The sequence below is a fragment of the Paenibacillus sp. S-38 genome (assembly GCF_049942825.1).
Classification (GTDB): Bacteria; Bacillota; Bacilli; order Paenibacillales; family NBRC-103111; genus Paenibacillus_G.
Genome location: NZ_CP187970.1, coordinates 555,471 through 578,793 on the forward strand (window position 1 = coordinate 555,471; position 23,323 = coordinate 578,793).

Genomic DNA, 23,323 nt, shown 5'->3' on the forward strand with positions numbered 1-23,323 from the left:
TATATCATTTTAGGTCAAAGGGTGGGATTGTGCGTGGCACAGACGAGTATTATCTTGCGTATTGAGTTGGATCATAACCACATTACGTTCGGTGAAGTTGCGGCTACGATCGGCAAAGCGGGAGGGGACATTACGTCGATCGACGTAATCCGTCCGGGTAAAGACTCCTCTGTCCGGGACATTACGGTAGACATAGCGGAATCGGCGGAATCGGCAGTCGTCGAAGCCCTGAAATCGCATGTGGGGATCAAGCTCATCAACGTATCAGATCGTACATTCCTTGCCCACCTGGGCGGCAAAATTAACATCCAACCGAATCTGCCGATCAAAAACAGGGACGACCTATCCCGTGTCTATACGCCGGGTGTGGCGCGGGTCTGCACAGCCATTCACGAGGACCCCAAGAAAGCTTATTCGCTGACGATCAAACGGAATACGGTAGCCGTCATCAGCGACGGTACGGCCGTCCTGGGCCTGGGTGATATCGGTCCCCACGCCGCTGCTCCCGTAATGGAAGGTAAAGCCATGCTGTTCAAGCAGCTGGCCGGGGTGGATGCTTTCCCGATCTGTCTGGACACCAAGGACACGGAAGAGATCATCCGCACGGTGAAGGCGATCTCACCTATCTTCGGGGGCATTAACCTGGAGGACATCTCTTCCCCACGCTGCTTCGAGATTGAAACCCGGCTCGCGGAAGAGCTGGACATTCCGGTCTTTCACGATGACCAGCACGGTACGGCGGTTGTGGTGGTAGCGGGGCTGCTTAATGCGCTGAAGGTGGTCGGCAAGAAGATTGACAGCGTGCGCATCGTCGTGAACGGGATCGGAGCGGCCGGCGTGTCCATCTGCAAAATGCTGCTGGCTGCCGGCGTGACGCGTCTGGTACCGGTAGACCGGGAAGGCGCCATCGTACGCGGTGGCAGCTACGAATATCCAATGTGGCAGTGGCTGGCGGAGCAGCCTCAGGTCGAAGCAGAGAAAGGCACGCTGAAAGAAGTGCTCCGCGATGCCGATGTCTTCATCGGTGTCTCCCGCGGCGGCCTGCTGAATGCGGCAGATGTACAAACCATGGCACCGGACCGTATTGTCTTCGCGATGGCGAACCCCCAGCCGGAGATCGATCCGGAAGAAGCGTTGCCGTATGTGCGGGTACTCGGAACGGGCCGGAGCGATTATCCGAACCAGATCAACAACGTCCTCGTATTCCCGGGAATCTTCCGTGGAGCTTTAGACTGCCGGGCACGCCGCATCAATGAGCCGATGAAGCTGGCCGCCGCCCGCGCCATTGCTTCGGTTGTCACCGAGTCGGAGCTTAACGAGCATTATATTATTCCGAGTATCTTTAATGAGCAGGTTGTCACCAAAGTGCGCCGCGCCGTAGTGGAAGCGGCTATCCTGACAGGAACAGCCCGCCGGACACCGCCGGATTTCCGCTAAGCCGGCGGCTGGTTTCCCGAGGTCATAGCAAGCCGAATAACGCCTGTCCTTTGTGCTTACACAAGGGGACAGGCGTTATTGTTGTTAAGGGCAGGGTCAGGTGAATAATGGAGTCGGAAGGCCCCAGGCTTACCCGGGGTCCACCCAGGCCTGAGACCACGCCTCCATCCCCTTTAGTACAGGCTCCAGTGCCCGGCCTTTGTCGGTTAATGAATATTCGATGCGTACCGGGGTTTCGGGGAAGACCTCCCGTTTGATGATTCCCTCCGCTTCCAGATCCTTCAGGCGCTCTGACAGCAGCCTGCCGCTGATCGGAAGGGCCGATTCCATCGTGCAGAAACGCTGCGGTCCCGTGAGCAGCTGATACATGATCAGGGCGGCCCAGCGTTTGCTCAGCAGCTTCATGCCCCTTTCAACCTTAGGGCATAGGGAGAATTGTTCCATCGTGCGACCACCTCCTATCTATTATACCCGTGAGGCAGCGGTGGGAACAATTTTCATGATTTACCAGAGGTAAAGAGTGCGCGGGCGGGTTCGGGTAAGCCTTTACGGGAGATAGATACGGACGATGTCTCCTTCCCGTATGCTTCCTTCCCGTTCCACCGAACAGACGATGCCCCGGCGCCGCTTGGCGGCCTTGATGAACCTGCCGGCGAGCTCGGGGAGCTGCAGGGCGTCGGCGATCTCTTTGCCGGGACCTCGGCATGGCAGGTTCTCGCCCTCCCCGATCAACCCGCAGGCTTCGGGGAACAGCAGGCGCGTGCCTGGCGGCAGGGAGGTGAGAGCGGGATAGCCTTCAAGCAGCAGATTGGCACCAAGCCATTCCGGCCGCACCTCCGGGATCCCCATGGCCTCGGCAATCAGCGCGCACTCCTCTGCGGAGACAATGGAGATCTGACGCCGGTTGGCAATGAGGGTGCCGCGCGGATAGAAGGACTGCCGGCTGTCCGCTTTGCGGTAAAGTCCATAATGGCGGTCACCCGGGATGCCTCCGAGCTCTACCGGGATCTCCGGCTCGCGGGAGGTCACGAAGGTCTTTGGCTCCCTGGCGGCAAGTACGGCGGCTGTGCGGGCTTCATAATAAGTTGGAGCCATGAACGGCTTACCTCCTCCGATTTAGTAATGCAAGGCGTTCAACTGCAAGAAAAACCCGTCAGCCTGGGTCCGGGAAAAGACAGACCTAGGTGCCGGGTTATCGGGTTGTCTTGTTGCAGGGGGCCCAAGGAGCGGTTCCCCGGGAAGCCAGTGATTAGTCGGCAGCACCGGCTGGCATAACTTCAGGGGAAGTCAGCTTGTCATAGAACTCGGTGTACTTGTCCTTGTCTTCGCCTGCGCGCAGAGCCATAGCAGCGCGCGGGTGATCGTTCAGTACGCCTGCGATCATGTAAGGGAGGATGTAGCCCCACTCCCACTTTTCGCGCATGGAGACCATGTGCTTCTCGATAATGCCGAGAACCGGACGCAGATCGTATCTCGGATTCTTCAAGTGGCTGACGAGCAGCTCAGTCGGGCAGTTCCCCGCCGCGCGGCCCATGCCGTATACGGACGTATCCAGGAATTCCACGCCGCGTGCAGCACCCATGATCGTGTTGGAGAAGGCAAGCTGCTGGTTGTTATGCATATGCAGGCCGAGCTTCTTGTTCGGAAGCAGGCGCTGGAACTTGGACACGAGGTAGTCGATGTCCTTGTAGTCCATGCTGCCGTAGGAATCGACGATGTAGACGACATCGACCGGGCTCTTCGCAATCTCTTCGAACGCTTCGTTCAGGTCGTTCTCCATCACGTGGGAGAGGGCCATGATATTGATCGTCGTCTCATAGCCGAAATCGTGGAATTTCTGAACGAGATCGAGCGCCTTGTCCGTATCCTTGATATAGCAGGCCACGCGGATCAGGTCAAGAAGGCTCTGCTCGCGCGGAAGGATATCCTTCTCGTCGACACGTCCGATGTCCACAAGCGCGGACAGCTTCGTATCGGTCTTCTGCGGAAGGACTTCCTTCAGGAAGTCTTCGTTGAGGAAGCGCCATGGACCCGCATCGGCGCCCTTGAGCAGCTTCGCCGAGTTCTTATATCCGATTTCCATATATTCGACGCCGGCTTCGCTCAGTCCGTAGTACATGTCCTTAACGAATTGGACGCTGAAGTCCCAGTTGTTGACGAGTCCGCCGTCGCGGATCGTGCAGTCCAGAATTTTGTGATGTTCTCTGGTCATGATCATAGGCTCCTCTCCCGAATCGGGCTCGCGCTTTTAAGCTTTTATGCTTTTAAGCGGTAAAGTATTTGTATTAATTTCTATTTTTACATATCCGATTTGCACTTGTCAATGATAACAAATTCCAATAGGCGAATCAATCGAAAAAGGGAGGCCTGCGTCGAATGGGGGAAGGATTTGGCGGCGGGCATGTGGAAGATATATTTTCTATAAGGAAATATAAGACGGCAGGATCGAGTCTCGGTTGAGATATACAATCTAATATTTAAAAATAAACTGCCGGAGGGATGTCAGGTGCTCGAGTATAATATTGCTTTCCTTCGCCGGGGGGAGCATCTCCTCATGCTGAACCGGAGCAAGCCGCCATTGCTCGGATTGTGGAACGGTGTCGGCGGCAAGCTGGAGCCGGGCGAAACACCCTTGGAGAGTGTGCTGCGTGAGATCGGGGAGGAGACGGGAATGATCCTCGGGGAGGAAGATGTCCATTTCGGCGGCATCGTGACCTGGGAGATCGACGGCCGGATGGCCGGAGGAATGTACGCGTATGCGGCTGAAGCCGGTCAGGACGGATGCGGGTCCATGCCCCGCGAAACGGCGGACGGCATTCTTGCCTGGAAACCGGCCGACTGGGTACTGAGCCCGGATAACCGAGGCGTGGCGGGGCATGTCCGTTACTTTTTGCCTCCGATGCTGCAGAAGACGGCTCCTGCCGAGTACCGCTGCATCTTTCGGGAGGGACAGCTGCTGACCTGTGAATGCCTGTCGCTGGATCTGTCTCTTTATACCTAGGCGGACCGGTGGATTCCTGGGAAAATGGGGGAATAGGGTCATTGTCCGAAGGAGGACGAATGTGGTATAGTTTTCCTTAAAATGATACATAATGTAGCATTATTCGGGAGGAATTACTGTTGATGAGACGAATCGCCTCGCTTACGCTCGCTTCGCTGTTCATGTTCACCCTATCCCCGCTGCTTGCCCATGGTGCAGAGCCTGCCAAAGCAAAGGGGACCGCACCGGCAGCCGTATCCGTGTTAACGGACACCTATGGAGGCGTCCGCATGGATGTGCAGCCGGGTGAGGTGAAGAAGGAGACACCAAAGGACGGCAGGCCGGAGAACAAGATTGTGCTTGACCGCAGCAAGCTCAAGGAAGCATTCGGTCAGCTGAAGGGGAAGACAGCGGAGCACCCGGCGGTTACCGCCGTGATTCCATCCACGGAAAGCACCGTGAAGATTCACATTGCGGACGCAGTCCTGGAAGAAGCGCGGAAGGCCGTACCGGGCGCCTACCTGGTTCTGCAGCTGCCGAATGTCAGTTACAAGCTGCCGGTCGACTTTTCCGAGAAGGCGGCTGAGGAGCTCAAAGTGCCTTCAGCTAATGTAACGGTGATTGTCACGATCAAATCGATGCCGGAATCGGCACTTGGGACAGCGAGAGAACGTCTGAAGGATGCGGGAGCGACAGAGATCCTGCCGGCGCCGGTCGACTTCAAGATCACCGGCCAGCGGTCGAACGGCCAGACGGTGGATCTGACCCGTTCGGGCTCATCTTATGTGGAGCGGGTGCTTACTCTCCCTGCGTCCGTGGATCCTTCCACAGTTACCGCGGTCACCTACGCGAATGGGGAAATCTCCTTCGTCCCAGCCCTCTTCAACTATAACCAGGCGACGGTACTGTCTCCGGGAGGCGGCTGGTTTACGGTTGTTTCGAGCAGCAAGGAATTCACGGATACGACCGGACACTGGGCTGAAGCGGACATTCACCTGCTGGCTTCCAAGCTGCTCGTCAAAGGCACCTCGGCTTCTGAATTTTCGCCGGACAAGCCGGTAACGCGCGCGGAATTCGCGGCGATGCTTACTCGTGCACTGGGGCTGCCGGACAACCGGGGCGCATCGGCCAAGTACAGCGATGTCGGCAAGTATACCTGGTTCGCAGGTCCTGTGGGCGCCGCCTCGGCAGCCGGCCTTGTGGACGGTTATGATGACGGCACCTTCAAACCGAATGCGCGGATTTCCCGCGAGCAAATGGCAGTGATGCTGACAAAGGCGCTTGCTTACGGCAGCGGCCTTCAGGGTGTGCAGCCGACGGGGGACCTTTCGGCCGTGTCTATCCCGGTCTTCCAGGACGGGGCCAAGATCGCTTCCTGGGCCTCGGCGCCGGTCACCGAAGCGCTGGCTGCGGGTCTGATGGAGGGCGTGACACCGGAGAAATTCGCTCCGAAGGAGAACGCGACCCGGGCCCAGGCCGTCGTGCTGCTGAAACGTCTGCTGATCAGCTTGAAGCTGATCAACGCAGTATAGCCCTCTTCTATTGCGGGGGAGGCTGCGGCAAACAAGAGAGAAGCTCTTTCCGATGGGGAAAGAGCTTCTTTTTTTCGTAGTGGCTTTCTTACGGCAGCCGAAGAAGGGTCCAACTGCCGATCAGGGGCAGGGGCTTGGTAAGGCCGTTGACCGCATTCAGGATGCCGATGAGCATCAGCACAAGCAGAGCCAGGTTGGCCAGCGGCACAAGGAGCAGACCCAGCAGGGGAATAAGACCAAGCACCAGGTTGGCCCCTATGGCGGTGAGCAGCAGAATCAGTCCCTGATTGGCGTGGTACATGGCATATCGCGAGTCCTTGGCCGCCAGCAGCGGCAGGAAGAACAGAAGATAAGCGGCTGCGGCAATCCATTTGTTGGCCTGAACGTCGTCCGGATGAGGGGAATGGGTCGGATCGGTGCTCACGGGAACCACCTCTTTCTTGAGTTTACGGAGCAGTCGAAGCAGCAGGGTCTGTGTATACCATCCTATGTCCAGAGGAGGCCCGGTATGTATCCCGGCAGGAATAAGCTTCCTCGGGCAGGGCAAAGCTATATGGGAAACGATCCCTGATCAAGCGAGCGGAAAGGAAGCGATTGGCATGAACAGCGCACCGATAACCTTCGAATTCGAAAACCGTAAAGCCGCCCTGCTGGCAATGGACACCATGGAGGAGCTCGGCTACAGGACCGCTCTTCATGATGAGCCGCAGAGGCCGCTGCTGCATGTCATTGTGGACAAGGGCGATCTGACTTCAGCTCTGGAGATTGCCGAGGCGCATGGAGGCCGGCTGGTTGAGACGGCGCACTTTCCGCAGGAGCCGGCCGTGTTTGCGATGGCCTATGACCCGGACGGGGGCATTATCATTCCCGCCCATCTGGTGGGCGAGGATGAAGTCGACGTCTCCGCTTCCGCGTACGGCGGTGCTTCCGGAGATGCATATACTAATGAAGACGACACCTTCGATCCCTCTCGCGAGGACTATAACGGATTTGATGCGGGCATCCATCTCTAGAAGGCGGGAGCCGGGCACGATGGCAGCGGATTCCCCGGATCCAGGCGGACCGCTGTTTTTTGCTGCGGGTTCAGATCCATGATACGGTCTGCGGAACGCGTCTTCTCTGAAACAAAGATGAGTTCTCTTTCAAATATTGGACATGACCTACAAGATTTGAGCGGGTGAACAATGTTGCACGGGACCTATTTTTATTAATGCGGAAAACACTGTTTCTCTAGACCCACACGAGGGGCGTTTGTTATGATGGGTGGGACTTTGAGGCGGACGAACGCCGCAGAATGATGGAGGGACACCGCTGTGGAAACCTATGATTCTTTGAAAGAAGGCGAGAGGGGCGCTTGGATCAGTATAGCCGCCTATATTCTCTTGTCCATTTTCAAAATTAGCATGGGCTATATGACCGGTTCTGAAGCTCTCACGGCGGATGGAATCAACAATACGACGGACATTATCGTGTCGGTGGCCGTTCTGGCGGGACTGCGCATCTCCCGTAAGCCCCCGGATGAGGATCACCGCTATGGACATATGCGGGCGGAGACGATTGCTTCCCTTGTGGCCTCCTTTATCATGGCGCTGGCCGGTCTGCAGGTCATCATCCAGGCGGGCCGCAGCTTCCTTGAGGGGGGGCATACGGCGCCCGATCTGCTTGCCGCATGGATCGCTCTGGGCTGTGCCGTCGTCATGTGGGGCGTGTACACGTATAACCGGAAGCTTGCGAAGCGGATTAATAACCAATCGCTGATGGCCGCGGCCTACGATAACCGGTCCGATGCCCTGGTCAGTGTAGGAGCGGCGGCGGGGATCATCGGCGCCCGGTTCGGTTTCCCGGTGCTCGATGCGGTGGCGGCGCTGGCGGTAGGTGTGGTAATCCTCAAGACCGCGTGGGATGTTTTCTCGGATGCATCCCATGCGCTGACGGACGGATTCGACGACCAGAAGCTGGAGGTGTTCCAGCAGACAGTGGAGTCCACCCCAGGCGTCAAGCGGATCAAAGACATCCGCGCCCGCGTTCATGGAAGTCATGTGCTGCTCGATGTGGTCGTGGAGGTCAGCGCCGAACTGTCGGTAGGCGAGAGCCACGATATCAGCGACGAGATCGAAAGACGCATGGCGGACGAGCATCATATCAGCAACGTGCATGTGCATATAGAACCGTATTCCGAGTCGGAACGGGAACGGCCGCAGCAGGTCTGAAATGAATTGCCCCTGAAAAGGGGCTTTTTTGTTTTTTTGCAGCATCGTTTTCGACATTAAACGACTTAGGGGCGGTTGATTCTAAAATAAACTTAAGAATATTTTGTCAAAATTGCAGGTAACAAATGGGCGTGATCATTATATAATCAAGTTCGGGACAAAAAATTGGTACTATAGTCATTCGAATCCCTAAGGGTGATGGGATAACCGGAGTGCCGATGTTCTTTGATAACATCATACGATAGAGGAGAAACAGGACAGAATGACTAATTCTACCAAGTCAACCCGAGTTGACATGGCAGCTTGGATGCACCGGAATTTCCGGCAGTCCAGTGCAATGGTCAGCAAGACGGTTGTTACATGTATGCTGGGTACTACGATGCTGACGGCTGCACTGGGTGCTGCGGATTCCGCTTATGCTGCGTTGCCGGCGGAAGGCACAGCGACGGCTGCGGTCTATGGCAGCGGAGGACAAGGTACAGCTGCTCAGCTGACCGATTTGGAAGGCTCCTACGCCAAGAAGGAGATTCTGGCTCTGGCCGAGGCCGGCGTAGTCTCCGGTTATGAGGACGGAACTTTTGCGCCGACCCAAGGCATGTCCCGTGCGGAGATGGCCAAAATCCTTGTGAAAGCCATGGGCCTGGCGGAAGATCCGTCTTATGCGGAGAAGTTCACCGATATTCCCGCTGACAGCTGGTACAAAGGGCATGTAGGCGCTCTATTGAAGGCAGGCATTACGCAGGGAACGTCCGAGACGGCTTTCAGTCCGGGCAGCTCGGTCAGCCGTGAAGAGCTTGTCGTCTTCTTTGTCCGGGCTTTCGGGCTCGAAAAGGCTGCAGAGACCTATGACGGTCCAGATGTTTTCACTGATGGAGCGTCGATTTCTCCTTGGGCGCTGCCGCATGTTCACTTGGCTTACGGCATGGGCTTTATCGGGGGAGTCGCCAATGACGATGGATCCCTTCGGTTTGATCCCCGCTCTCAAGCGGAGCGGCAGGCTTTGGCCCGTCTGGCTTACGAGTACATTGGCAAGAAGCAGGATTATGTAGCAAAAGCCAAGGAATTGGTTACTGCAGGGCAGCCGGCGGCGCCTGATGCGCCGAAGGCAGAAGAGCCCGCCGCTCCTGTCGCGACTACTGCCTCAGGTGGAAGCGGCGGAGGCGGAGGCGGTGGGGGCGGATCGTCGTCCTCCAAGAAGACGGAGAGGGCTCTGGAGCAGGCGCTCGCATCGCTGGCCATCGGCTTTGCGTCCGGGGACAGCGAGCAGAACGTCAGCAGCTCGATTACACTTCCGGCGACGGTTGTGTACAAAGAGAGCGGCGCCAAGGAAAAGACCGTGCTGGTAAGCTGGACCTCCAGCAATAAGGACATCGTCGGAACGGACGGTCTCGTGAATCGTCCGGCAGCGGGACGGCCGGATGCTCAGGTTGTGCTGACCGCATCGGTGCAGAAGGGAAGCAGCAAAGCATCCCGGAACTATACACTGACGGTTAAGGCATTGACTTCACCGAATCCTGATCCGCAGCCGGACCCGGATCCACAGCCAGAACCGCAGCCGGCGGGGTTGATCCGTTCGGTTAAAGGGATCAACACGGTGAAGGCACACTCTTCCGATGGTTTGATACTGACGAATTTTAGCGTGGAACTTAGCGGTCAGGTTGAAGGGGCTTGGAATGTTCCGCAATCCATCAGGTTGGGGGAGCAGACGTACCAAGTTCTCCTCTGGCAGGAAGGAAACACCAGGCAGCTGATTCCAGTATATTTTCTCGATTATCTGAATGAGGACAGGAATCTACTCTTTTTCGAACTGCTTCAGCGCTTTGATGAAGCAGGTCCAGTTGTGTCTACTGGACAAAAATATACCGTCGAGCTTCTTTCTGATGAAGGTAAGCTTATCGAGTCCAAATCGTTCCGGGTGGGTTTGCAGCCTACGGCTTTAAAGGCAGCTGATTTCGATAGTACCCCCGGGGTGGACGGTAGGGACTTCACAGTAACCTGGAACCCATCCCAGTGGGAAGAGGCTGAGCTGCAGCAGGTGTATATCCTGCCGGCTGACACGGAGCTGGATCGCAGCAAGCATCATCCGGTTGCTGAATTCAAGGATCGGACTACGAGCGCTTGGACGGGGAATACAACAACGCAGGACAGCCTTGGTCAAGCATTGGCTCAAAAGGAATACAGCGTTATTGTTGCGGCAATTCATGGCGAACAAGATGCGGTTTCAACCGTTCTTTTTGCTCCTGATGCCGTTAGTACGGCGCCGCCTGCCGTTGAGAGCGAGCTTTATGATGACGGGCGTGAATTATCGGGGCGAAGCGAGTCCAATGCCATTGTTTATCTTAAAGACAGCAATGGCTGGGTAGTAAGTGAAGTACAGGCAAACGAATCCGGCAGGTTCCATCTGCAGGTACCTTTGTTTTATATGGCTGCCGAAGGGACGGTCCTTGAAGTATCAGCAAAGAGCCCAGGCAAGCTTGAAAGTCCGGGGGCTCTAGTAACGCTTACTTCGGGAACCAAATCGGTTATCCGAGGGCTGGAAGCTTCGATCTTTGAAGATGGCGGAAGAGTTCGCCTTCCTGAGGACTTCAACGGTGTTGTGAATGTGTTCGCCGGAGACGGTACCGTGCTGGCGGAACGGTATATTTCCTATTATGAATATGAACCTTATATTCTGCTGAATCAGCCGTGGCAAACGGCCAAGCTCAAAGCGGGGGAGAAAATCTCTGTCCGCATCAGGGAACAGGGGCGGAGTGCAAGCGATCCTCAGTTCTTCGAAGTTCGACCTGTAGAAGGGACAAGCGCAAAACCATCCGTGATGGGCACCGTCAACAATGCGGAAAGCTGGATAGATCTAGAACTGCCCGATCCTTGGGCAGCAGTTACGCTCAAACGTCATGATGGTTCCCTGCTGTGGACGGGCTTCAACGATGGTCTTGGGATTAACGGCCTGCTGTTCAACCCGGGGGATTCGCTGCTGCTTACAGCTGATGAAATAGGCAAGTATGAAAGTGAACCGGTGATTCTAGAAGTTATTTCGGCAGACCGTACCAAGCTCGGGTCCGTCACAGGCGTTGTATATGAGGATGGCGGCACGATTACGGGGAACACCGAACCGGATTGGTATGCGACGTACCAGGTAAGGAAATCGGATGGGACCATTAACATTCCCGAGGTTTCCACTGTTTCGGACGGCATCTCATCGGTAAGTGTGCGGGGGAGTTACCAGGTTGGGGAACAGCTCACTGTAACCGCTCGTGCAACCGGCAAGCTGCAGAGTGAAGGGCATTCGCTCATCGTTCAGAAGGGGTCTGATGCCAAAACCGCTGTTCCTGTTATAGAAAATGTGTACGCTGGTGGGTATGCGGTCAGCGGAACCGCCGAGCCGAACTCACTTGTTACGGTAACGCGTTCCAATGGACAGGTTACATCGGGTTATGCCGACTCCTTCTCAGGATTTTTCCACGTTTCTGCCGGCAGAGAGCTGCTGGCTGCTGACGAGACGCTTAAGGTTACGGCAGATGCTCCCGGAAAGGCTGCAAGCAGTACACTTGAAGTGAAGGTGCGGGCTGTTCCTCAGACTCCAGTTCCAACGGTAACCGTTTCGGTGTATAACGGATCGGTAACCAAACTGCAAGTGATCTCCCTCCCCGATACTGAAATTGAACTGCAGGATGAGCAGGGAAATCAGCTGTATTGGGATATGACAGGTAATTCGGGTGAAGTCGTATTTGATATGGATTACGTTTATCCGTCCGTCGGAAACAAGCTCTATGTTTTTGCACGGAAGTACAATTTGGCAGAGAGTGCTCCCTACGTCGTAAACCTGGGTGCAGTCCAAGCGAGCTCTACGCCGAACGTATCAGGAGTTGTATACACTGATGGGTATTGGCTGGAAGGGGGAGCGGCTCCGAATTCCCGGATCCGGCTGGTTAGCGGCGGCACTGCTATTGCAGGAAGTCATGCAGATGACGAAGGCGGTTTTGCGCTTGGCCACAATGGTAATGACTGGTTGTACGCTGGTGAAGTGGTTCAGGTCACCTCTCAAGAGCCTTATAGATCTGTTAGTCTACCGGTTGACTTCGTTGTTCAGCCGGTACAGGGAGCAACTGAGGCTCCTACGGTAATCGGGGATGTTTATGCGAATACGAACTGGTTCGAAGTCCAGACGGAACCAGGCGCGTTTGTTGTGCTCCGTGACATGGAGAACAAAGTGATCTCCGAGAATTATGCGGACTTGGAAGGCAGAGCTGAATTGAATTTGTACCGGTGGATGAGAAACGGAAATACGTTCAAGCTTACCTCTGATGCGATTGGTCGTACGATCAGTGACACGGTAATGATTAAAGTGGCTCCGGCTCCGCCGACAACCAAGCCATATGCGGTAACCTCGTCAGTTTACGCTGATGGAGGGGAGGTTCGCGGCTATACGGAAGCTTACGCAGCAGTAGAGCTAAAGAAGACCGATGGCACGGTGATTGCCAGCGGTACGGCTTCATATGACGGCTCGTTCTACCTCCGGACCCAACCACTGCAACTGACAAACGGAGAATTCTTGTCCCTCATTGCCAAGAATTGGGACAAGAGCGCGAGTGAGGCTTACAGTGTTACAGTGCAAGGCGTCGTTTACGGACAAACGGCAAAGCCTTCGGTTACAGGAGTCGTATACGAGATGGGCGGCAGCCTGAGAATTGAGGCAGGTCCACGCCAGTGGGTGCGCGTGTATTCGGAAACAAAAGGTCAGCTCTTTATAGAGTGGACGGGCGATTATTATTACGGCTGGTCCCGTTACGTAAGTCTCCCGAATCAGCCTGCGGGAACTAAGGTGTACGTGTATGCTGATGCTTTCGGTCAAGCTGAAAGTGAAGCAGTGGTTTACGGCGTACAGCCCACGGTGCAAACGACAAAGCCTACGGTAACAGGAATCGTTTATTCCCTAATGAATCCGGTGAGTGTAACCCTTACCGAATTTACACCAGGGGATACGCGTATTCGAATCAAACGTGCCGACGGGCAGCTGATCGCCCAAGAGTGGGCTAATAGATCCACTCTGCAGATCTATCCTTGGTATCCCTTAATCGAGGGGGAAACGCTGTATATCACTGCGGAGGATCCTTATAAGAAGGAAAGCGATCCTTTCCTGGTTATGGTACAAGGGGCGCCTATGACCGTTACACCGTCAGTATACGGCTCTGTGTATGAAGACGGAGGTTTTGTCACAGGAACAGGGGCGCAGTACTCTGAAGTAAGGATATTCAGAGCTGACAACACTCTCATTGCAACGGGATCTACGGGTTACTATGGTTCCTATAGTATTGATTTGACCTCATATTTCTTTACTCCGGGCGAAATTCTCTTGGTAGACGCACAGGCATCCGGCTATAAACCGAGCTACAAGGTTTCCCTTAACGTACTTCCAGTGGCGGGGCAAACCGCAAAGCCAACAGTGAATGGAACCGTATATCAGTCTGAATCTTACGCACTCTACGGCTATGCTGTTCCTTACTCTAAGATTACGGTGACACGGGAAGATGGAGCTTCCTTTACCGCCCGGTCAGGGGAGTATGGTTATTTCTCAGCGTATTATCCGAGCAATAATTGGCTGGTGAACGTAAGTCATCTGAAGATTACAGCGGATGCGTACGGCAAGCTGGCCAGCGAGCCATTGATCGTTCCGGTTGTGTCCATGAAGACACCGGCTCCAGGAGTAACGGTAAGTGTTTACGGCTCCACCTACACGCTGTCAGGCTATATGTATCAGCCGACACAGCTGCGGGTTCGTGATGGCTTTGGTCTGGACCTGTACAATACGGTTAATGGCAGCTTCTCGTGGGACATTTCGGGTTATCTAATCCGTGGAAATCAGTTAATGGTGACCGCTCAGCGGAACAACTACTCTGTCAGCGACGTGGTCTACCTGACGCTTCCGTCTAACAGTTCTTCGGTGGGCGGGGATGTCTACGGTGGAGGCGGTAGCTCTGTAAGCGGGTCGGTGTACGGGTTCTCGACAGGAGGAAGCACGGCTTCCTCTCCGAGCGGTCCGGCTTCGTCCGAAGAAGCTTATCAAGCGTTCGCAGCAGCGGCTGTGCTTCCACAAAGAAGAGCCGCTTAATCTGTAACGCAGCAGCCTAAGATCCCAAACCAAGCAACACCCAAAGGGCCCCGTGCTCAGCAGTGACTACTGCCGAGCACGGGGCCCTTTTCATATTACACCGCCTGCTTCAGCCGCGGCACCATGCCTTTTAGGTACCAGACCAGGGCGCCGAAGAGCAGCGCGATGCCGGCTGTCGTCAGCGAGACGTTCAAGCCGCCGGCGATGAGGAGCTTGGCGAGGCCGACGCCGCCGATCATGAAGAGGTTCTCGCTGAAGTTCTGGATGGCGATGGTTTTGCCGGAACCGACGAGGTCTTTACCCTGATCTTGAAGCACCGTATTCATCGGGATGATGAACAGGCCGCCAAGGGTACCGATGAGCAGCAGCAGGATGACCGTCAGCACCAGATGCACGGGCAGAAGAGCTAGCAGAATCGCCGCCAGCATCAGGAAGCCGAACAGGTAAGCACGGTAAAACTTCTCGATCCGCACGAGCCGCGGAGTCAGCAGAGCGCCGATGACGATGCCGACACCGGTGGCTCCGATGATCCCTGACTGCAAAAGCTGATTCTGCACGCCGAGATATTGGGCGATCCAGATCAGGAAGGTGATCCGCAGCACCGAGGAGGTCATCCAGAAGGCGCTCGTGCCGACCAGGGAAAAACGGGCCTTCGGCTCCGCGAACAGGATGCGCACTTCGCGGAAGAAGGAGCCGGCGGAAGCGCCGTAGTGCAGCTCCGGATTGCCCTCCCGGCAGGAGATGAGCGGAGTCAGCACCGACGAGGCGAGGTACAGCAGAACACAAACCGCAATTCCGAGCGCCGGGGCAAAGGAGGCGAGCCAGCCCCCGGCCACGGTGCCAAGCAGGATCGCCAGGATCGTGTAAGACTCCAGGTTGCCGTTGGCGCGGTAGAGCTGCGCTTTGTCATCGCCGGTAATGTCGGTCAGCACCCCGTACTTCGCGGGAGAGAAGACGACCGCACCGACCCCGACCAGTGCATAGGCGGCAGCCGGCGGGAACGGGGTGAAGAGCAGCAGCGTCCCGCCCGTCTTAAGCAGGTTGCCGATGAGGAGCACGCGGGATTTGCGGTTCTTATCCGCGAAGGTGCCGACGAATGGGGCAAGAACCACGTAGGCCAGCAGGAAGCCGAGCTGCACGCCCAGCATGCCTTCCTCCGGATTCGCGGAACCCCTGGCCGAGAGGACGCCCAGGATCACGAAGAACACGGCATTGTCGGCAAAAGCGCTGAGAAACTGGGAGACGTAAAGCGAGCGCAGGGAACGGGAGGCGGAAGAAGGAATGCGGTTCATGGAAGGTCACGCTTCTTTCGGTGGAATTTGGGTTTGCGGTCCGGAAGCCCCCGGACGTGCCAGTTCAGCTGCCATGCGCTGCAGCGAGGCGTAGTCGGTCTTGCCGCTGCCGAGAAGCGGCAGGGAGGCGACGTTGACGAAGCGTTCAGGCAGCAGCAGGGCCGAGATGCCTCGTTCGGCCAGATAAGCGGCGAACCGTGCCCGTTCAGCCCCCGGACGGGTGTGGAACAGCACGATCCGCTCTCCTTTACGTGGATCGGGCAGGGCGACCGCGGCTGCGGTCTCATCGCCGAAGCAGTCGGCTGCAGCCTGCTCTACGGCGTTCAGCGAGATCATCTCGCCGCCGATCTTCGCGAAGCGCTTCAACCGGGCGACGATGCTTACGAACCCGTCGCCGTCGAGCTCTACGATATCTCCCGTGCCATACCATTCGGGGCAGGGAGTGAAGCCCTTGCCGTGAAGCAGGTATCCCTGCATGACGTTCGGCCCTTTGACGTACAGGCTTCCGCCCGGTACGCCGGGTACGGATTCGAGTTTGTACTCGATGCCGGGGAGGAATCGGCCCACGGTGCCTTTGCGGTAGTGCAGCGGCGTGTTCAGCGACAGGACGGGAGCGGTCTCGGTAGCGCCGTAGCCCTCTAAGATCCGGATGCCGAACTTGTCGTTCCACAGCGTGCGTACCTCGTCCTTCAGCTTTTCGGCTCCGGCTACGACGTAGCGCAGGGCATGGAAGTCGTAAGGATGAGCCGTCCGGCCGTAAGCGGCCAGGAAGGTCGAAGTGCCGAACAGGATCGTGGCGTTGCGGTCATAGACCAGCTCCGGGATGACTTTATAGTGAAGCGGACTCGGGTACAAGTAGACCCGCATCCCTGTCAGCAGCGGCAGCAGCGTGCCGGCCGTCAGGCCGAAGCTGTGGAACAGCGGCAGAGAATTGAACACGGAGTCGGAAGACGTAAAGTCGATGGACGCCCGGGCCTGCTGGACATTGGCATACAGATTACCGTGGCTGAGTACGACACCCTTGGGCTTGCTCTCGCTGCCGGAGGTGAACAGAATTACGGTGGGCAGGCCTGCCTGGCGGTCGGCTTTTCTCCTGAGCAGCAGGTCAACTAAGGCTCCGAGCTTCACGCCTGCCCCCAAGGAAGCTTTCAGGTCCTCCAGATATACCATCCGTACCCGGCTGCTGAGGTCCGCTGCCATCGCTTCTAGGCCGGCCTTCTCGATGAACGTCCGCGAAGTTAATACCGTGCGGACATCGGCGGTCTCGCAGGCATCCAGAACAGCCTGGCGGCCGGCCGAGAAGTTCAGCAGCGCCGGCGTCCGGCCGAGGCGGAACAGGGCGAGTAGCGTGACGACGCCTGCGGAGGCGTTCGGCAGCAGTACAGCCGCAGCGGGCTGCCCCTGAAGCAGAGGCGAAAGACCTCGGCTGAGCGCATAGGCTGCGGTCAGCAGCTTGCGGTAGGACAGCACGCCTGACGGGTCCTCGCAGGCTGCAGCCCCAAGCCCATGCCGGCGGCCGGCTTCGAGCACTTCGTCGAACAGGTTCGCCTCCGGCTTCAGACGGCTGCGCAGCAGCTGCTCCTGCAGAGCGCGTCCGATCCGGTCGGCCGCGGCTTCCTTCTGCCGCCGCATGCTCCCGCCGCGGTCCCAGTCGATCCGCAGCGGGGCGCCGACATCGATGGAGACGGCCGGGAACCAGACCGTCCGCAGCTTACGGCCGAGGTAGGAGGCCTTGGAACGCTCCAGCCCGTTCAAGGCAATCGGGTACAGGGCCGCTCCGGTCCGCAGAGCGATATAGCCGACCCCGCTGTAAATTTTCATGAGGCTGCCGGTCGTCGTAATCCGGCCTTCCGGGAAGAGCAACAGCGGCGTACCGCCGGCGACCACTTTCACCATCCTGCGGACGGAGTAGGGGTTCAGCGGATCGACGGCAATATGGCGGCGCAGCCGGATGAACGGGGCAAACCGGGCGGCGATTCGGGTATTGACGACGAACGTCACTTCCTTCGGCAGGAAGAGGGCGAGCAGCACCGCGTCGAGCAGCGAAAGATGGTTCGGCATCAGGATCGCCGGGCCGGAGAAATCGAGTTTCTCGAGACCTCTGACCTTGAGGCGGAAGACGGCGGTGAGGCACCATTTGAGAATCCATAAGATGACAGGCATGAAAGTATCCTCCTATTGGGCAGAAACGATAGTTGTGGTTTAAGCGTGAGTGGGAATAGATTGGAATTGTGTTCTTTGTTAGATGATCTTAGTACTTGGTTCTAAATTTAGTATACGGCTTCTCCGTCAGAACAGAAGTACTAACTTTATATAGTACCGGCAGTGTAAGCGGCGGGGGGCAGCCAAGCCGAATCCGCCATGCTGGCTATCCCCCGGCCAAACAGGCGCATGCCAAAAAGGCCTTACCCATAGGGCAAGACCGTCCTCCTAAGAAGAGAATCATCTCATTCAGCTTCCATAGCTCTCTGCGGCACTCTTACCGGCCGTATAGCCTGTTGTAAAAGCCGCGGTGATGTTGTAACCGCCGGTGTAACCGTGGATGTCGAGTACTTCCCCGCAGAAGAACAGGCCGTCGGTCAGCTTGGACTCCATGGTCCGGGGGTCGACTTCCTTGAGATTAACGCCGCCGCCCGTAACAAAGGCTTCCTCAATCGAAAGCGTGCCATTGACTTCGACGGGGAAGGCCTTAAGCAGCTTCGCCATCTCGAGCCAAGGCTGCTTCGGAATGTTATCGAAGGTGGTCTCCTCCTTGAGACCGGCCTTCGACAGGATAAGGCCGATCATCCGTTCCGGCAGAGTACCCTTCAGCACGTTCTTCACCGCTTTCTTCGGCTCCTGCTCGGCCAGCCGCAGCGTCTCGGCATAGAGTTCGTCCGCCGAACGGGCCGGGAACATGTCGATAGTGACGCGCACGGTCGGCACAGTGAACTGTTTTTTGGTCTTCACGACGAACTGGCTGCAGCGCAGCGCAGCGGGGCCGGAGAGGCCGAAGTGGGTGAAGAGCAGGTCGCCTTCGTGCTCGATGAGCTTCTTGCCCTTCGGGTTCCACACCGACAGCGTGATCTCCCGCAGCGACAGCCCCTGCAGCTCGTGGCTCTTGATGAAGCTCTCGCGCGAGGTTAACGGCACCTCGGTCGGATACAGCTCCGTGATGGTGTGCCCGCCTTCCTCGGCCCAGGGATACCCGTCTCCCGTCGAACCGGTCTGCGGCACGGACTTGCCTCCCGTGGCGATAATGACTGCCCGGGACTCAATGCGCTCCCCGCCCCGCAGCTCCACACCGGCGGCCGTGCCGTCCCGGTACAGCACCCGCTTCACGGGGGAGTGCACCCGGATCGTGACCCCCTGCCGGCGAACCTGGCCGACGAGGGCGTCAACCACGGTCTTCGCCCGGTCGCTGACGGGGAACATCCGGCCGCGGTCTTCCTCCTTCAGGGCAATGCCCAGATCTTCGAAGAATGCGATAATGTCACGGTTGCTGAACGTGGCAAAAGCGCTGTAGAGAAACCGGCCGTTGCCGGGGATATGCTTGATGATCTCGTCGGGATCCTTGGCATTCGTGACGTTGCAGCGGCCGCCGCCGGAGATGCCGAGCTTGCGGCCCAGCTTGTCCCCTTTGTCGAGGAGCAGCGTCCGGGCGCCGTGCCGGGATGCGGCGATAGCGGCCATGAGACCGGAGGGTCCGCCGCCAATGATAATGACATCGTAGTTCATAGACCGTAGGGCTCCTTGCTTTCGCTTTGAGTATATGCCCTCTATCTTACCCTTTTTTGGAACCGGAGTCACGGTCGGCAGGCAGAGAGAGGCGACAAAAGTAGTGTTTCCCGGACAGTGGGTTGCGACAATGAAGGGATCCGTTCTCGTACTATAATGGGGTAATCGTTTCGTTACCATCCGTTTAAAGGAGAGATCAGTTGGCACATGACGCTTACTTCCATGGAATCCCCCGAATCGCAATACCTGCAGCATGACCGGATGCTGCTCGATGAGATGGAGCGGCGGATCCTCCGCCTGGCTCAAAAGAATCATACGCTGCTGGGCACACTCAAGCGGAATACGGAGACTCTGGAGCTGGTCAGGGAAGCTGTGACATGCCATAAAAACCGCATGAGGCAGCTCTGGAAGCAGCTCGGTGAGATTCAGAATAGACGGAAGGGCTAGACCGCCAAGCGGGCTGCCTTCCGTGAGCATAGAGACACAGCATACCGCTTTCTCTTCCCGGATGAAATTCCGGGCAAGAGGGCGGTATTCTTGGTTCCAGACGATGAAAGGCAATGATTTTCATTAACAAAGAAGGAGTGATCGTCCGAAACATAAGGATATGGATAAGCTGAAAGGGGAATGAAAAGTGAAAATCACTGTGGGGAAAAAGATCTTCGGAGGGTTCACCCTCCTGCTGGTGCTGCTGCTTGCCGTCGGGATCTTCGGAGTCAATCAGATGAATCGCCTCTATCAGCAGACTAAGCTGATCAATGGTTCCTGGATGCCTGGCATATCGGAGAGCAAGGAGATTGAAACAGCAAGCAAAGAGATTGTAGCCAAAACACTGATGATGGTTGTGGAATCCGACCCGCAAAAGCTGGCGGACCTGTCCAAACAGATTGATACGCACTTTGCAGACGTTGATGTCCAGGTAAAAGAATATGAAAAGACCATTTTGCCTGGTGACACGGAAGATCAGCAGAATACGGATGCGCTCAAAAAGGAGCTATCCAATCTGAAGTCGGCCGTAGAGGAAGGAAAAAAGCTGGGCACCGAGCTTAATCTCGAAGCGGGGGCCGGCGCGAGGATCCGTGAGGTGAACGCGGTCATCGGTAAGATTACCGATAGTCTGGCTGCATCTGCGGTGATTCTGGACAAGATCACTACCTATAACGAACAAGGGGCGGCCAAAGCGGTATTAGAGGCGGATGCCACGAATAACGGCGGCCGTTCGATCATCTGGGGAGTGACAGGCCTCTCGTTCCTGATCGGCCTCCTTCTCGCTTATTTCATCTCCCGGAGCATCTCCCGTCCGCTGATCCAGGCTTCGGAGGCCCTTGGTCGCGTAGCACAAGGGGATCTGACGGTAGAACCGCTGAACGTGAAGAGCCAAGACGAGGTCGGGCAGCTGGCCGCGTCCTTCAACCGGATGACGGAAGATATGAACAGCATGGTCTCCCAGATCAAAGTATCTTCGGAGATGGTGGCCGCTTCGGCAGAAGAGCTTCTGGCCTCGGCTGAACAAAGCTCGAAGGCGGCGGAGTCTGTAGCGGACAGCTCCCAGGAAGCTTCGGATTACACGGAGAAGCAGATGCAGGGTGTGGAAGAGCTGTTCAACGCTCTGTCCGAAGTGTCGGCAGGAATGCAGCAGATTTCGGGCAACGGTGAGATGATGCTGACGATGGTGAGGGAAACCAATGAACTTTCCGACCGCGGCGGGAAGGCGGTTCAGGCAATTACCGACCAGATGAACGAGATCAACCGGACCACGGAAGAATCGTCACAGATGATCCGGATGCTTGGGGAACAATCGAAGCAGATCGGCAATATCGTCACGCTGATTACCGGCATTGCGAATCAGACGAATCTCCTCGCGTTGAATGCCGCCATTGAGGCCGCCAGGGCAGGGGAGCAGGGCAAAGGGTTCGCGGTCGTGGCCGGCGAGGTGCGCAAGCTGGCCGAGCAGTCCGTCCAATCCGCCGCTCAGATTACGTCGCTGGTTGATTCGATCCAGCGGGATACGGACAAGGTGATTCTCTCGGTAGAGAAGAGCACGGATAAAGTGTACGAAGGGATCCGCAAGGCGGAAGACGTAAGAGAGGCCTTCACGGAAATCAAGGAATCGATTCAGACGGTGTCGGTCAAAGTCGAAGAGGTCACCCATTCGGTCGAAGACATGACCGCCTCCAGCGAGGAAATGACGGCGACGATCGAGACGGTCAGCACAGCTTCCGAGCAGCTCGCCACCGTGTCACAGACCAATGCCGCTTCAAGCCAGGAGCAGCTTGCTTCGATGGAAGAGATCAGCGCATCTTCCCAGTCGCTGGCGCACTTGGCGGAAGAACTGAACGTTGTGCTCGCGCGCTTCAAGACAAACAAATAAGAGCGTGACAGCCTTAAAAGAATGACAAGGTACAACAAGAAAACGGCCGCTCCCGGTGAACCATCCGGGTGCGGCCGTTTTACTTTGCGTCCTTATTAGGTGCGATAAGAAAAGCCCTCCGGACTCTCCCGCAGGCTGTTCATCACTGAATCGATGTACTGGCCTGGGAGCCCGGAGGGCTGTTAGGACACGCGGCTGGTTGTTCTGCGAGGGCGGCTGCCCTACCGCTACTACCGCTATGCCGACTGGGTATGCTGGGCTTCCAGCTTCTTCACGGTCAGCCGCGAGATCCGCAGATCGTCTGTCTCCTCGATGACGAATTCATAAGTGTCGCCATAGCGGATGCTCTGCCCCTGCTTCGGGGGAATCTCGACCTGCGAATAGATCCATCCGCCGATCGTATCGTAATCCTCCGATTCGATCTCCATACCGAAGTGTTCGTTGACTTCGTCAATGAGCAGCCGGCCGTCGATCGAATAAGAGTCATCGTCCCGAACTTCGACGCTTGGACGCGGGTCCGGATCGAACTCGTCCTGGATCTCCCCGACGATCTCCTCCAGGATGTCCTCGATGGTCACGAGGCCCGAGGTTCCGCCATACTCATCGATGAGCAGGGCGATCTGGCCTTTTTTCTTCTGCATCAGTTTCAGGAGCGTGGAGATCGGCATGGATTCGGGCACCTTGGTGATCGGCCGTGCGATCGAACGGATGTCGTCCACCTTGCCCTGTGCCTTCAGCAGATCCTTGATGTGCACGAAGCCGATGATATTGTCCTTATCGGGATCGCAGACCGGATAGCGGGTGCGCATCTCGTTTAAGGCAAGGTCCATGTTCTCCTCGAACGACAGATTGGCATACAAGCAGCCCATCTCCGTCCGGGGAATCATGATTTCCCGCGCGTTCGTTTCGGAGAATTCGAATATATTATCAAACAGCGTCAATTCGGTATTGTCGATGAACCCGCTTTTGTGGCTCTCCTTCATCAGCACGCGAATTTCCTCTTCCGTATGCGCCGAGTCGTGCTCCGTCGCTGGTTCGATGCCTACCCTCTGCAGCATCCAGTTGGAGATGCCGTTGAGCATCCAGATGAACGGATACATCACCTTGTACATGATCATAAGAGGCACGGCGGCCCACAGGGTGACATTCTCGGACTGCCGGATGGCATACGTCTTCGGGAATTGCTCGCCAAGCGTAATATGCAGCGTAGTGATCAGGGAGAAGGCGATGAGGAACGAGACCGTATGCACGACGGTATCGCTCAGTCCGAGCCAGCCGCTGAGCACCGGCTCCAGCGTCTTGGCGATGACCGGTTCACCGACCCAGCCGAGGCCGAGGGAGGCCAGCGTGATTCCGAGCTGGCAGGCGGAGAGGTAAGCGTTCAGGTTGCCCATAATCCTCTGCGCAAGACGTGCACTGAGATTGCCCGACTGGGCCAACGCGTCGATTCGGCTGTTCCTTACTTTCACCATCGCGAATTCGGCTGCAACAAAAAAACCATTTAACAGCACAAGCACTACGATTAAAACCACGTTAAGCAATAAAGGTAACGGGTCACTACTCAATCATTCCCTATCCCCTGCGTGAGGCGGATAGGTACACCTCCTTGAACAAAGCAATTTTTTGGACAAGATCCAGTTTGACCGGCATAAAGAATGTTTATAAATTATTATAC

The 23,323-nt window shown here is 56.7% G+C and carries 16 protein-coding genes; 8 read left to right on the plus strand and 8 right to left on the minus strand.

Annotated features, from left to right (window positions below):
- The first annotated feature begins 33 nt into the window (after positions 1-33).
- Entirely contained in the window at positions 34-1,437 is a 1,404-nt protein-coding gene (locus ACP26L_RS02640; RefSeq protein WP_426450969.1) for an NAD-dependent malic enzyme, read from the plus strand.
- 129 nt (positions 1,438-1,566) lie between these two features.
- On the opposite strand, the gene ACP26L_RS02645 is transcribed toward ACP26L_RS02640, so the two are convergent.
- The 3 genes from ACP26L_RS02645 to ACP26L_RS02655 form a co-directional block, all read right to left on the minus strand.
- A complete protein-coding gene (locus ACP26L_RS02645; protein WP_426450971.1) occupies positions 1,567-1,881 on the minus strand; it encodes a winged helix-turn-helix transcriptional regulator in 315 nt (104 codons plus the stop codon).
- 102 nt (positions 1,882-1,983) lie between these two features.
- Positions 1,984-2,532 carry an MOSC domain-containing protein gene (locus ACP26L_RS02650; protein WP_426450972.1) on the minus strand — a complete coding sequence of 183 codons (549 nt, stop codon included), beginning with the start codon at positions 2,530-2,532 and terminating at the stop codon, positions 1,984-1,986.
- Positions 2,533-2,686: 154 nt separating this feature from the next.
- A complete protein-coding gene (locus ACP26L_RS02655; protein WP_426450973.1) occupies positions 2,687-3,649 on the minus strand; it encodes an aldolase catalytic domain-containing protein in 963 nt (320 codons plus the stop codon).
- Positions 3,650-3,943: 294 nt separating this feature from the next.
- Between ACP26L_RS02655 and ACP26L_RS02660 the strand changes: the two genes are divergently transcribed.
- Both ACP26L_RS02660 and ACP26L_RS02665 read left to right on the plus strand, forming a co-directional pair.
- Positions 3,944-4,438: an NUDIX hydrolase gene (locus ACP26L_RS02660; protein WP_426450975.1), complete on the plus strand. Its 495-nt coding sequence runs from the start codon at positions 3,944-3,946 to the stop codon at positions 4,436-4,438.
- Positions 4,439-4,560: 122 nt separating this feature from the next.
- Positions 4,561-5,949: an S-layer homology domain-containing protein gene (locus tag ACP26L_RS02665; protein WP_426450976.1), complete on the plus strand. Its 1,389-nt coding sequence runs from the start codon at positions 4,561-4,563 to the stop codon at positions 5,947-5,949.
- 88 nt (positions 5,950-6,037) lie between these two features.
- On the opposite strand, the gene ACP26L_RS02670 is transcribed toward ACP26L_RS02665, so the two are convergent.
- Positions 6,038-6,373 (minus strand): hypothetical protein, encoded by a 336-nt coding sequence (locus ACP26L_RS02670; protein ID WP_426450977.1) that lies wholly within the window; start codon positions 6,371-6,373, stop codon positions 6,038-6,040.
- A gap of 175 nt (positions 6,374-6,548) precedes the next feature.
- Between ACP26L_RS02670 and ACP26L_RS02675 the strand changes: the two genes are divergently transcribed.
- The 3 genes from ACP26L_RS02675 (at position 6,549) to ACP26L_RS02685 (ending at position 14,268) form a co-directional block, all read left to right on the plus strand.
- Complete coding sequence (locus ACP26L_RS02675) at positions 6,549-6,962, plus strand: hypothetical protein (protein WP_426450978.1); 414 nt, start codon at positions 6,549-6,551, stop codon at positions 6,960-6,962.
- 300 nt (positions 6,963-7,262) lie between these two features.
- Positions 7,263-8,159 carry a cation diffusion facilitator family transporter gene (locus ACP26L_RS02680; protein ID WP_426450979.1) on the plus strand — a complete coding sequence of 299 codons (897 nt, stop codon included), beginning with the start codon at positions 7,263-7,265 and terminating at the stop codon, positions 8,157-8,159.
- A 295-nt stretch (positions 8,160-8,454) separates the two neighbouring features.
- Positions 8,455-14,268, plus strand: coding sequence for an Ig-like domain-containing protein (locus ACP26L_RS02685; RefSeq protein WP_426450980.1), 5,814 nt, complete (start codon positions 8,455-8,457; stop codon positions 14,266-14,268).
- 95 nt (positions 14,269-14,363) lie between these two features.
- Here ACP26L_RS02685 and lplT read toward each other — a convergent pair whose 3' ends face one another.
- From lplT to ACP26L_RS02700, 3 genes are all read right to left on the minus strand, one after another.
- Positions 14,364-15,560 (minus strand): lysophospholipid transporter LplT, encoded by a 1,197-nt coding sequence (gene lplT / locus ACP26L_RS02690; RefSeq protein ID WP_426450981.1) that lies wholly within the window; start codon positions 15,558-15,560, stop codon positions 14,364-14,366.
- A gap of 6 nt (positions 15,561-15,566) precedes the next feature.
- Positions 15,567-17,723, minus strand: coding sequence for an AMP-binding protein (locus tag ACP26L_RS02695; RefSeq protein ID WP_426450983.1), 2,157 nt, complete (start codon positions 17,721-17,723; stop codon positions 15,567-15,569).
- A 288-nt stretch (positions 17,724-18,011) separates the two neighbouring features.
- Positions 18,012-19,277: an NAD(P)/FAD-dependent oxidoreductase gene (locus ACP26L_RS02700; protein WP_426450984.1), complete on the minus strand. Its 1,266-nt coding sequence runs from the start codon at positions 19,275-19,277 to the stop codon at positions 18,012-18,014.
- A 207-nt stretch (positions 19,278-19,484) separates the two neighbouring features.
- Between ACP26L_RS02700 and ACP26L_RS02705 the strand changes: the two genes are divergently transcribed.
- Together ACP26L_RS02705 and ACP26L_RS02710 are read left to right on the plus strand one after the other, a co-directional pair.
- Positions 19,485-19,724, plus strand: coding sequence for a hypothetical protein (locus ACP26L_RS02705; protein ID WP_426450985.1), 240 nt, complete (start codon positions 19,485-19,487; stop codon positions 19,722-19,724).
- Positions 19,725-19,911: 187 nt separating this feature from the next.
- Complete coding sequence (locus tag ACP26L_RS02710) at positions 19,912-21,648, plus strand: HAMP domain-containing methyl-accepting chemotaxis protein (RefSeq protein WP_426450986.1); 1,737 nt, start codon at positions 19,912-19,914, stop codon at positions 21,646-21,648.
- A gap of 236 nt (positions 21,649-21,884) precedes the next feature.
- Here ACP26L_RS02710 and ACP26L_RS02715 read toward each other — a convergent pair whose 3' ends face one another.
- Positions 21,885-23,189 carry a hemolysin family protein gene (locus ACP26L_RS02715; RefSeq protein WP_426450987.1) on the minus strand — a complete coding sequence of 435 codons (1,305 nt, stop codon included), beginning with the start codon at positions 23,187-23,189 and terminating at the stop codon, positions 21,885-21,887.
- Positions 23,190-23,323: the final 134 nt, after the last annotated feature.

What these genes read in the sequence shown, in the direction of transcription:
- ACP26L_RS02645 (WP_426450971.1), bottom strand. Translation starts at nt 1,881, where the DNA reads ATGGAACAATTCTCCCTATGCCCTAAGGTTGAAAGGGGCATGAAGCTG.
- ACP26L_RS02650 (WP_426450972.1), bottom strand. Translation starts at nt 2,532, where the DNA reads ATGGCTCCAACTTATTATGAAGCCCGCACAGCCGCCGTACTTGCCGCC.
- ACP26L_RS02655 (WP_426450973.1), bottom strand. Translation starts at nt 3,649, where the DNA reads ATGACCAGAGAACATCACAAAATTCTGGACTGCACGATCCGCGACGGC.
- ACP26L_RS02665 (WP_426450976.1), top strand. Translation starts at nt 4,561, where the DNA reads ATGAGACGAATCGCCTCGCTTACGCTCGCTTCGCTGTTCATGTTCACC.
- ACP26L_RS02675 (WP_426450978.1), top strand. Translation starts at nt 6,549, where the DNA reads ATGAACAGCGCACCGATAACCTTCGAATTCGAAAACCGTAAAGCCGCC.
- ACP26L_RS02685 (WP_426450980.1), top strand. Translation starts at nt 8,455, where the DNA reads ATGGCAGCTTGGATGCACCGGAATTTCCGGCAGTCCAGTGCAATGGTC.
- lplT (WP_426450981.1), bottom strand. Translation starts at nt 15,560, where the DNA reads ATGAACCGCATTCCTTCTTCCGCCTCCCGTTCCCTGCGCTCGCTTTAC.
- ACP26L_RS02695 (WP_426450983.1), bottom strand. Translation starts at nt 17,723, where the DNA reads ATGCCTGTCATCTTATGGATTCTCAAATGGTGCCTCACCGCCGTCTTC.
- ACP26L_RS02700 (WP_426450984.1), bottom strand. Translation starts at nt 19,277, where the DNA reads ATGAACTACGATGTCATTATCATTGGCGGCGGACCCTCCGGTCTCATG.
- ACP26L_RS02705 (WP_426450985.1), top strand. Translation starts at nt 19,485, where the DNA reads ATGACGCTTACTTCCATGGAATCCCCCGAATCGCAATACCTGCAGCAT.